Consider the following 11,315-nt stretch of genomic DNA (forward strand, 5'->3'; position numbering starts at 1 on the left):
AAATCCGCTCATTTTTAATATCCATCACAGGACAAGGGATCAAGGACGGCGCCGGTGCACCACAGCCCAGGCCATCAGAGCCGCCTCCCTGGCGGGCCGCACATCATGTACCCGAAAAATCTGTACGCCGCTCGCCACGCCCAGTGCCACCGTGGCCAGGGTACCGTAGAGACGTTCCGCAGGATCGGACTGTCCCACGACCTGGCCGATGCATCCTTTGCGCGAGGTGCCAAGCAGCACCGGCAGACCCAGGACGAGAAGCTCTCTCAAACGATGCAGAATCTCGAGATTGCCGGCCAGATCCTTGCCAAAACCTATACCCGGATCGATCGCGAGTCGACAGCGGGGGATACCCGCGGCTTCGGCACGAGCTACCGCTTTGCGCAGGTAATTGACGATATCGGCAAAAAGATCCCCGTAGGCGGTATCGGCCTGCATCGCCTCGGGTTTGCCCCGGGTATGCATCAGAAAAGCCCCGGCCCCGCAAGCCGCAACCGTATCGGCCATCGCCGGATCAAAGGCAAAGCCACTGATGTCGTTGATGAAATCGGCACCGGCAGCAACCGCGGCGCGAGCCACGACGCTTTTATTGGTGTCGACAGACAAAGGGCACGGCAACTCCCGGGACAGGATCTCGACGACCGGCACGATCCTGTCGAGTTCCTCCTGCTCGCTGATCAGCGCCGCCCCCGGCCGGGTGCTTTCTCCGCCAACATCGATCAGGTCCGCCCCTTCGTCCAGCATGCGCCGAGCCCGGCCAAGGGCATCGTCAATCGACGTCGCGCGGCTACCGGAGTAAAAGGAATCGGGGGTTATGTTGAGGATTCCCATGATCAGGGGACGTTCCAGATCCAGTCGGCAGCGGCGTCCCCGCAGGATTGTCGGCACCGGAAAAACGTCGAACGGCCCCCCTTCCTCCGGCAAGTCCGCAGGCTTGTCTGGAAACCGGTGGGAAGCCATCACACCTCAACCGTCGCCGTATTCTCCGGTGTGCCGGCAGAGGTTTCGTTGCCGGCGGACGCCGACTCACCGAAAATCATGCGACGTACCTCTCCACCGTCAATGGTTTCGCGCTCCAGCAATGCTTCGGCCACCGCGACCAGCCCATCGCGGTGATTGGACAGAATCTGTCGCGCCTTGTCGTAACTTTCCCGAACGATGCGGCGGATTTCGTTGTCGATTTCGACGGCCGTCGCCTCGCTGTAATTGCGGGCATGCCCCAGGTCCCGGCCCAGGAACACCTCGCCTTCCTTCTCTCCGAAGGCCAGCGGACCGATCTTGGCGCTCATTCCCCACTCGCATACCATCTTGCGGGCAATATGGGTAGCCCGTTCGATGTCGTTGCTGGCGCCGCTGGTCACCTCGTCAAACATCAGTTCTTCAGCGACACGACCTGCAAGCAGGCCGCAAATAGCGGTTTCCAGACCGATGCGGGACTGGTTGTATTTTTCCTCCTCGGGAAGAAACATGGTCACCCCCAGGGCCCGACCGCGGGGAATGATGGACACCTTGTGCACCGGATCGGCCTCCGGCAGAAATAACGGCACGATGGCATGACCCGCCTCATGATAGGCGGTAACGCGCTTTTCCTTTTCGGTAATCACCAGCGAACGGCGCTCCGCACCCATGAGAACCTTGTCCTTGGCCGCTTCCAGATCCTGCATATCGACCTTGTCCTTGTTCTGGCGGGCAGCCAGCAACGCGGCTTCGTTGATCAGATTGGCCAGATCGGCGCCCGAAAAACCGGGCGTACTTTTGGCAACCACATCGAGGTTGACATCGCTACCAAGGGGTACCTTGCGCGCATGAACATCGAGAATCATGGCGCGGCCCTTGATGTCCGGACGCGGCACCACCACCTGGCGGTCGAAACGCCCGGGCCGCAGCAGAGCAGGATCCAGCACGTCGGGTCGGTTGGTGGCGGCGATCAGGATAACGCCCTCGTTGGACTCGAAGCCGTCCATTTCCACCAGCAGTTGATTGAGGGTCTGTTCCCGCTCGTCATGCCCGCCGCCCAGGCCGGCGCCACGATGCCGGCCCACCGCATCGATCTCGTCGATGAAGATGATGCAGGGAGCGTTTTTCTTACCCTGCAGAAACAGGTCGCGCACCCGACTGGCGCCAACCCCGACGAACATTTCCACAAAGTCGGAGCCGGAAATGGAAAAAAAGGGCACCCCCGCCTCCCCGGCAATGGCCCGCCCCAGAAGCGTCTTGCCGGTACCGGGGGGCCCCACCAGCAAAACCCCTTTGGGAATGCGCCCGCCGAGGCGTGAAAATTTCTTGGGATCCTTGAGAAACGCCACGATTTCCTGCAGCTCATCCTTGGCTTCGTCGATGCCGGCCACATCCTTGAAGGTCACCTGGTTCCCGCTTTCGGTAAGCAGACGTGCCCGGCTTTTGCCGAAACTCATGGCCTTGCCGCCACTGGACTGCATCTGCCGGATGAAGAAAATCCACACCCCGATAAACAAAATGATCGGCCCCCAGTAAAACAGCAGAGACATCCAGAAACCCCGATCCTCCTCGGGCTTGGCCTGAATGGTGACCCCCTTGTCGCGCAGTACTTGGACCAACCGTGGGTCGTCGGGCGCAAAGGTCCTGAAGGCATTGCCTTCCTGGTCCTTGCCCTCGATATTCGGACCTTCCAGAACGACTTCCTTTACCGTCCCGTCTTCCACGGCATCGAGAAACGCCGTATATGATATCGCTTTGGGCTCATCTTTGGAGGTGGTCATCAGGTTGAACAGGGTGATCATGACCAGGGATATAACCAACCAAAGTGCCAGGTTCTTGAAAATCGGATTCACTCTTCCCCCTTACTTTGCGCAGTGCGACCCCCTCTATGCCAAAACAGGGCCAAAACCACTGAAATGTTTTCGAAATTTATCATAATCCCCATGGTTTCACAAGCCTTGATTGTCCCCCGACCGACCGGTTACAGCCAGGCGCAACACCTGTGAGCCCCCGGGTTTCGGACGCAACCCCTGACATCGGCGCAAGCCCGGCAGCCAGATAATTTCGTCGGCCACCACCAGCGGCAAGGCTTGCCGGACCTCGCGGGGCAGCTTGGCGTCGATAAAAAAATCCTTCAACTTGCGATGCCCCGGCGCGCCGCTGGGATAAAACCGATCACCGGGACGAAAGGATCTCACCTGCAGCGGAAACCGCACCAGAGCCGCATCAAATTCCGCCACCCAGCGGGTTTCTCCGCCACAGTCCGCCTGCAGTGTTACGTGCAGCTGCCCACCTCCGGGGAAATCGTAAACCCCCGGCCCCGGAATCGCAACCGCAAACCCCTGCCGCGGCAACGGCGGGGTGGTTCGCATCCAGAGACGATCATAACGCCGCGCCGCCCACGCCCCGGGAAGGTGCACCTCCGCCTCGGGCCTGGCACCATGCAGCAAATTCTGCAGAGCCTCCAGATGCGGCGCACCAATACCCCGCAGATCCCCGCGCAATCGCTCCAGGGCGGCTCGCAGCACGCGCAGGCGCAACGCCGGATGCAGCAGTTCCAGCGCGTTGCAGCACAACCATAAACCGTCGTCCCCGGCAACACAGAGGCTCGCCATGGCGTCACCAACCTGCTGTTCCCAATAGTCTTCCTCAACGGCGATACGCCGGCTAAGGGCAGCCAGGTGATGATCGATGCGGGGATTGTATTCGCGCAGCAGCGGCAGCAATTCATGGCGCAGGCGATTGCGGGTAAAAGACGGATCGGCGTTGCTCAAATCTTCAACGTGGCCGAGCTGGCGGGAATCACGATACTGCAGGATGTCACTTCTGGAAAATGTCAGCAGCGGTCGGATAAAAGGATCGCTCCGCAGGCGCATGCAGGCCAGCCCCGACAGACTGCTGCCACGCAGCAGGCGATGCATGAAGGTTTCGGCCTGGTCATCGCGATGATGGCCCAGCGCGACAAAACGGCACCCCTCAAGACGGGCTGTACGCAGCAGAAAATCCCGCCGCGCATCCCGGGCCGCTTCTTCCAGACCCCGCTTGCGCTGCGCCGCCAACGTTGGCACATCGATGCAACCAAGCGATAGCGGCACCTGAAGTCGCAGACAGAGCTCCCGCACGAACTCGGCATCGCGGCAACTCTCGCTACGCATGCAGTGGTCGAGATGCGCGGCCCTGATTTCGAGTTGCAGCTTCCCCGCCGCCTGCCACAGCAAATCGAGCAGGACCACCGAATCGACGCCACCCGAAACGCCCACCAGTATCCTGTCTTTCGGCTGCAGGCCTATACAACTTATAAGGGTGTGATTGAACAGAGACTGCATTGATCCACAAGACCTCCGGCAGCTCAAACAAGAAAAGACCCTCACTGCGATCCAGGAGGGTCTTTTATAATTGGTGGCGGTGCAGAGATTCGAACTCCGGACACTGCGGATATGAGCCGCATGCTCTAACCAACTGAGCTACACCGCCTTTTTTATCGGGTTTGCACCAAAGGGTCTCCCTCAGGTGGGCTCTTATATAAACCAGGAGATTCGACCTTGTCAAGCATAAAGCCGAAAACAATCTACAATTATGGCAAGAGCCCGACAACCCTTGCCGATTGCGCCAAAACAGCCGCAATTCAGGAACAACCCAAACCGCAAAACCGCTGTTGAACAGCGGGATGGCCATCCCGCTTGAATTTTTCAAATGTATCAAGCCCTTGATGTTTGCCACCACTGAATATGGCGAAAAACCGCCCGATCCTTGATCCGCATCAAACAACCCGAAGGCAAGCAGTGGCATACTTTCCCCATGACAAGTCATTTTCAACCTCGAACCCAGGAGAACCCCATGGACAAACACCCCGACAGCGGATCCCTTGCCCCGGCCACGGCACACTCCATAAGCGAACTGGTGACCGTTCAGCCGGGCGCCATCGTCAGCCGCACCCTGACCCAGACCCCGGTAGGCACTCTGACCCTGTTCGCATTTGCCGCAAACCAGGCATTATCCGAGCACAGCGCTCCGTTCGATGCCTTTGTGCAAGTCCTGGCGGGGCGAGCCGAAATCACCATTGACGCAAAGACGATCGGTGCCGAAGCCGGCAGCCTGATCGTCATGCCCGCCAACATCCCCCATGCGGTGCGCGCCGCCACCGATATGAAAATGCTGCTGACCATGTTCCGTCCGCAGACTCCGGCATAAAAAGCTGTTGCCTCCCCGGGGAATGTGATAAGACAGGCACGACTTCTTCTCCTTCACATTCCCCCAGGAGGCCCGTATGCTGGAGCGTTTTTTTCATCTGGAGGCGCACGGCAGCTGCCTGCGCAATGAAATTCTGGCCGGCATCACTACGTTTCTGGCGGCGGCCTACATCATTTTTGTTCATCCGGACATGCTGGCCGCTACCGGCATGGACAAGGGCGCGTTGACCACCATCACCTGCCTGGTGGCCGGGCTCGCCACCCTGCTCATGGCCCTCTGGGCCAACTCGCCTATCATGATGGCGCCAGGCATGGGTCTCAACGCTTTCTTCACCTATACCCTGGTTCTGCAGCGACAGATCCCCTGGCAGACCGCCCTGGGGATTGTTTTTCTGTCCGGTATCTTTTTCCTCATACTTACCTGGCTGGGATTCCGGGAGCGGATACTCAGGGCCATCCCGGTTTGCCTGCAGCAGGCCACCGCCGTCGGTATCGGCCTGTTCATCGCCTTCATCGGCCTGCAGAACCTCGGCCTGATCGTTGGCAACCCGGCCACCCTGATCGGCCTTGGTTCCATTAGCCGCGGAGCGATGCTGGGGCTCTTTGGCGTCTTGCTCGCCATCCTGCTGGAAATCCGCCGGGTACGTGGAGCGCTGCTGATTTCGATCCTGTCCGTTACGCTCCTGGCAATCATCAGCGGCGAAACGCGGTTGCCCGAGACCCTGATCGCCCTGCCGCCTTCGCCGGCCCCGATCGCCTTCAAACTGGATATAGCGGGCGCCATTAACCTGTCTTTCTGGTCGGCCATATTCACTTTTATGTTCATGGACCTGTTCGACAGCCTCGGCACCCTGCTGGCCGTCTGCCGGGAAGCGGGCATGGTCAGGGAAGATGGCAGAATCCCGGGCCTGCCACGCATGCTGACCGCCGACGCCCTGGCCACCGTCGGCGGAGCGGTGCTCGGCACCAGTACCACGACCGCTTATCTCGAATCGGCCAGCGGCGTCTCCGACGGCGGGCGCACCGGCCTGACCGGTGTGGTCACCGGTCTCCTGTTCCTTCTGGCCGCCTTCTTTTCCCCTATCGTCAGCACCGTGCCCTCTTGTGCCACCGCCCCGGCACTGATCATGGTCGGCATATTCATGATGCGCGGTGTCGCCCAGATCGACTTCTACGATTTCGAGGAAGGCGCTCCGGCGTTTCTTACCATCCTGTTCATGCCGTTGGCCTATTCTATATCCACCGGACTGGCTTTCGGATTTCTATCCTACGTGCTGATCAAAGTCCTGCTCGGCAAATGGCGTCAATGCAGCCCTTTTTTATACGGCGCAGCGGTGCTTTCCCTGATCAGCCTGTACAATTGACAGCCCTCAGCACGATGCGAAAAAAACGGCAACCACAGGAAAAAAACCTGTTGACACCCTTCAGGGGCTTTTGCTATAACCCACTCCACAACACACGGGGCTATAGCTCAGCTGGGAGAGCGCTTGAATGGCATTCAAGAGGTCAGCGGTTCGATCCCGCTTAGCTCCACCAAAATCAAGGGGTTACGGATATTTCCGTAACCCCTTTTCGATTGTCACTGCACACAACTGCACACATTTTTAGAATCCTCAACACAAAAAGCCCTCAGAGCATTTTTGCTTCTGAGGGCTTTTTATTTCCGTCCGCACAAAACTCGATGGGTATAAGCATTATTATAAAAAATTTAATATCACACCTGATACACCACCTCACCGTCCAGGTTGGCGAGGGGGGGCTTCCTGATCGAGATATCCGTAAACTGCTTCGGGCAGTTTCACCCTGACCAAACGCAAGGTTTATGCAAAACGGCCAAAACGCCCGACCTTGGCGTCCGTGAACGCACGAGGACGTGCCTGGATACAAAGACGCCCCGCGGGAGAAGCTACCCGTGGAGCGTTGAAGATAAAAATTGCGGCCTGAGTCGGTGACGATTGCGTGAATCTGCTTTTGAGGAGGGAAAAAGCGAACAGAAAAGCTCACAGGGGAGGAAAAATTTCGTCGACCAACATCAGACCGCCAGGGAAACCGTTGTGTCGCATGACTTTGTACGTGATCTCTATGAGTACGCTCCGGGGGCTAACCTCGGCTAAAAAACCATCCCAGACCTGTTGTCCGGTGTTGATTTCAAACAGCATCCCCAGTGTTCGGGAAGCATTGCCCGTTGTCCGTAATAACAGTACATCAGGGCTGCCTGTCGTTGCCATCGCTAGGGCGAGGGGTTTTTATCCCTCAATGGAGTGATTTTCGAAATTTTTTTGCGCTTTGATCAAAATGCCCATTTGTGGGACAATGATGCTCCTGCTACTGACAACGGGCAAAGCATCCACATGGCATATCTTCTGGATCTGATCGATAAAAACACCCTTGATAAAATCATGGTGGCCTACACCAAGGCGACCCGCATGGGTGGTTGCATTTACGACACGAAGGGAAACATCCTTGCCGGACCCTACAATTTCTCCGACTTCTGCCTGAAATTCTGCCGCGGTACCCATGAAGGCCTGCACAAATGCACGGCCAGCGCCCGCTATGGCGCACGCGAGGCGCTGCGCAAGGATGGACCGACCATCTACTCCTGCCTTAATTCGGGACTGGTGGACTGTGCATCCGCCATCACCGTCGAAGGGCAGATGGTGGCCGTAATGATCTGCGGCCAGGTCAGAACGGAAGATTATGTCATCGACCGGGATCTCGCTTTTCATCATGCCAGCGCCATCGGCATTCGGGACATGGCCGGCTACATGGAAGCTTTGTACCGAATCCCGAAAATAAGCTATGAACGCCTGCACGACTTCGCCACCCTGCAGAGCCTCATCGCCGGAACCCTTGGCAGCCTGGCCACTAACAATAAACGCCTCAAAAGCGTCTCGCGCAAACGCATTTTTCAGCTGATCAACAGTGTTTCCGATTACATTATCGCCACCGACACCAGGGGTTTCATCGAAAATCAGAACCGCGCCCTGCTTGAAGCACTGGGGCGCCCCGATGGCGACCTTTCCGGCCAACCCATCGAATCGCTGTTTCTGGACCGTACCCCGCTGGTCAGGGAAATGGCCAAGCTGCGCGAGACCCGCGACACACCGGAACGCCTCAGCCTGGGATTGCTGCTTTCCGATAAAAAACTGGCCCAGGTCGATACGTCCCTTTCCCGCATGGAAAACGAAAAGGGAGAGCTGCACGGCTTCGTCGCCGTCATGCGCGACATGACCGAAGAAAAAACCATCGAGAGGATGAAGAGCGATCTTTTCGGCATGCTTACCCATGACATGATCAACCCCATCCTGGCTATCAAATCGGCCCTCAAGCTGGTGCTGGACGGCCAGGTCGGGCACCTGAACCAGGAACAGACGGATATTCTCAGAATGGCCGCCGACACCAACCATGACCTGATGGGCATGGTGTCCGACTTTCTCGATGTGTTTCGCAACAATTACGGCATGCTGGTTTTGCGGCAGAGCCGCTTCGACATCCACCAGGCTTTACAGGAGGTCGTCAATCAATCCTATTATTCCTGTCAGGATCGCAAAATCCGCATCGATTACCAATCGGACTTCAGTGACGAACTGCCGTATTACGGGGATCGGCTGCGCCTGCTGCGAACCTTTGCCAACCTGCTGGACAACGCCATCAAGTTCAGTGAAGGAGAAGACCTGGTCACCATCGAAACACGCCGAAGCGCGCCGTCAGGCGGTAAGCGGCACGGCGAATCTGTCCGCTTGCGGCCGGATATTGCCCACATTTTCGTCGCCTTTCACAATCGCGGCAAGGATCTGCCCATGCAGGATCTGGGAGCCATGTTCGACAAGTTCTACACGAGCAATCACAAAAACCCGGCCGCCAAAAAAGGCTTGGGCCTGGGGCTTAACTTTTGTAAGCTCGTTGCGGAGGGACACGGGGGACATATCTGGGCGGAGACCACGGACGACGGCCTGCGCATCGTGCTGGCCCTGCCGGTCCCCGACCCTTCAAAAGATATTTGAAGGGGATTCAACCCGCGCATTGCCCGGAGGTACAAATGCCCAAAAGCGGACCGTTTAAAGTTTTTCTGGCCGACGACCACCCCCTGCTTCGCACCGGCTTGCGCATGGGCCTGAGCCAGTTTTCCGACATCGACTTTATCGGTGAAGCCAACGACGGCTTCAAGGCTGTGGAAAGGATCAAGCAGAACCCCCCGGACGCGGCGCTCATCGATGTCGACATGCCCGGGCTTTCCGGAGTGGCGGCGGTGCGCATGCTGCGCAAACATTATCCGGAGATGACCCTGCTGATTCTTTCTTCATACAGCGACAAGCACTTCATCGAAGAAGCCATGCAGGCCGGAGCCGACGGTTATGTGCTCAAAAGCATCGACATCACCGATCTGGTCGAGCTTATCCGGGCTTTTGTCAACAAAGAACACCCCATGTCGCCATACCTGATGGATCTGGCCGTCGACTGGGAAGACACCCGCCCGGACATGGAACCGGACGAAGAAGACGACCCTGAGGATTTTCTCACCCGCCGGGAAAAACAGATCCTCGACTGCCTGGCCCGCGGCCAGGGCAACAAGGAAATCAGCAACAGCCTGTTCATCAGCCCGGAAACCGTCAAAACCCACATCAAAAACATTTTTAAAAAACTGGATGTGAAAAGTCGCCTCGAAGCCGTTATCGCCGCCAAGGAGCGAAAGCTCATCAACTGAGAAAAACCACATGGGCAGAATTTTTCGTGCGCCGCATTTCACGCCGCACGATCACTGGCCTCAGGCTGTCACCCCTTATCGAAAAACACCCCATGATCTGCTTCCTGTACAGTTTTCCCCTGGACCATTTCGACCCGCTGATCATTTACCAGCGCCTCTATCCCACCGGTCCCGGTTTCCTTGAGAGCCCGCAAACTGCTTCCGGGACGGCGCGCTTCAGCATCGTGCCGCTACGCCGACGGGAGTCCTACCGCCTGGATGGCAGCGGCCTTGAACGTATCGAGAACGGCCGAACGACCCCTCTGCCCGGCGATCCCTTCGTCACGCTGGACGCCATCCTGAACCAACGCAAACTCTCTTCCGACACCTTTCAACTGCCTTTTGCCGGCGGTTTTTTTGGCTTTCTCGGTTACGACCTGGCGATGCACATTGAAAACCTGCCCTGCATTGCCAGGCGGGACCGAAACATTCCCGTCCTGTGGCTGGACTGGATCGACCTTGCTGCAATCTTCGACCACCACCAGCAAATCCTCACGCTCGTTTCCCTCGACCCGCGGGACAATCTGGAACAGTGGGAACGCGCGATACGCCAGGCGCTGCGGCAGCCGGCAGCTGACACGCAGCCTTTCCGTGTCAGCTGCCCGGCCCCCGGCATGGAGCAGCAGGCGTTCGAAGAGCGGGTGTGCCGCGCCAAACACTACATCGCCCGCGGGGATATCTATCAGGCCAATCTTTCGGTGCGTTTCGATTCGCGCTGTGACATTTCCGCCATCGACCTCTACCGGCGGTTGCGCCGCATCAACCCCAGCCCTTTCGCAGCCCTGCTGCACACCCCGCACCTGGACATCATCTCCGCGTCACCAGAGAGGCTGATACGGCTGCAAAACGGTATTGCGGAGACCCGCCCCATCGCCGGCACCCGGCCCCGGGGTGAAAGCGCCCCCGACGATGAGCGGCTGCGCCAGGAATTGCTGGCCAATCCCAAGGAGCGCGCCGAACATATCATGCTGCTCGATCTGGAACGCAACGATCTGGGGAAGGTCTGCCAACCCTCCAGCGTTGAGGTCGACGAACTGATGGTGCTGGAGCGCTATTCTCACGTCACCCACATCGTTTCCAATGTCAAGGGACGCCTGCGCAAAAATGTCGGGCCTTTTGCCCTGCTGCGGGCGGTATTTCCCGGCGGCACCATTACCGGCGCGCCGAAGAAACGCTGCATGGAAATCATCGAAGAACTCGAACCGACAGGGCGCGGCACTTACACCGGAAGCGCCGGCTATGTCAGCATCACCGGCAACATGGATTTCAATATTCTGATCCGCAGTTTCCAGAAATTCGACAGGGAACTGACCTATCAGGTCGGCGCCGGCAGTGTTGCCGACTCCGATCCGACCCGCGAATGGCAGGAATGTCTGCACAAGGCCGCGGCCTTGCGCCGGGCCCTCGGACGGGCATCATGATCG

At 58.2% G+C, this 11,315-nt stretch carries 8 protein-coding genes and 2 tRNA genes; 6 read left to right on the plus strand and 4 right to left on the minus strand.

Features of this window, described 5'->3' with window-relative positions; all coding sequences use genetic code 11:
* Positions 1–39: 39 nt before the first annotated feature.
* The 4 genes from folP to AB7E65_RS09210 all read right to left on the minus strand — a co-directional run bounded on the left by folP (position 40) and on the right by AB7E65_RS09210 (position 4,431).
* A complete protein-coding gene (gene folP / locus AB7E65_RS09195) occupies positions 40–888 on the minus strand; it encodes a dihydropteroate synthase (protein WP_072287972.1) in 849 nt (282 codons plus the stop codon).
* A gap of 71 nt (positions 889–959) precedes the next feature.
* Positions 960–2,810 (minus strand): ATP-dependent zinc metalloprotease FtsH, encoded by a 1,851-nt coding sequence (ftsH, locus tag AB7E65_RS09200; RefSeq protein ID WP_428745740.1) that lies wholly within the window; start codon positions 2,808–2,810, stop codon positions 960–962.
* A gap of 96 nt (positions 2,811–2,906) precedes the next feature.
* A complete protein-coding gene (gene tilS / locus AB7E65_RS09205) occupies positions 2,907–4,283 on the minus strand; it encodes a tRNA lysidine(34) synthetase TilS (RefSeq protein WP_072285716.1) in 1,377 nt (458 codons plus the stop codon).
* A 71-nt stretch (positions 4,284–4,354) separates the two neighbouring features.
* Positions 4,355–4,431 (minus strand) — tRNA-Met (locus AB7E65_RS09210).
* A gap of 363 nt (positions 4,432–4,794) precedes the next feature.
* On the opposite strand from AB7E65_RS09210, the gene AB7E65_RS09215 reads away from it, so the two are divergent.
* The 6 genes from AB7E65_RS09215 to AB7E65_RS09240 all read left to right on the plus strand — a co-directional run bounded on the left by AB7E65_RS09215 (position 4,795) and on the right by AB7E65_RS09240 (position 11,312).
* Entirely contained in the window at positions 4,795–5,148 is a 354-nt protein-coding gene (locus AB7E65_RS09215; protein WP_072285717.1) for a cupin domain-containing protein, read from the plus strand.
* 76 nt (positions 5,149–5,224) lie between these two features.
* The gene (locus tag AB7E65_RS09220) at positions 5,225–6,511 is read left to right on the plus strand and encodes an NCS2 family permease (protein ID WP_428745741.1); all 1,287 of its coding nucleotides are present in this window, start codon (positions 5,225–5,227) and stop codon (positions 6,509–6,511) included.
* A 96-nt stretch (positions 6,512–6,607) separates the two neighbouring features.
* Positions 6,608–6,683 (plus strand) — tRNA-Ala (locus AB7E65_RS09225).
* 815 nt (positions 6,684–7,498) lie between these two features.
* Entirely contained in the window at positions 7,499–9,151 is a 1,653-nt protein-coding gene (locus AB7E65_RS09230) for a PocR ligand-binding domain-containing protein (protein ID WP_145926340.1), read from the plus strand.
* Between the two features lie 35 nt (positions 9,152–9,186).
* The gene (locus tag AB7E65_RS09235) at positions 9,187–9,852 is read left to right on the plus strand and encodes a response regulator transcription factor (protein ID WP_072285720.1); all 666 of its coding nucleotides are present in this window, start codon (positions 9,187–9,189) and stop codon (positions 9,850–9,852) included.
* Between the two features lie 92 nt (positions 9,853–9,944).
* On the plus strand, positions 9,945–11,312 hold the full coding sequence (locus AB7E65_RS09240; RefSeq protein WP_428745742.1) for an anthranilate synthase component I family protein: 1,368 nt from the start codon (positions 9,945–9,947) through the stop codon (positions 11,310–11,312).
* Positions 11,313–11,315: the final 3 nt, after the last annotated feature.

Source organism: Syntrophotalea sp. (genome assembly GCF_050253115.1).
Taxonomy (GTDB): domain Bacteria; phylum Desulfobacterota; class Desulfuromonadia; order Desulfuromonadales; family Syntrophotaleaceae; genus Syntrophotalea; species Syntrophotalea acetylenica.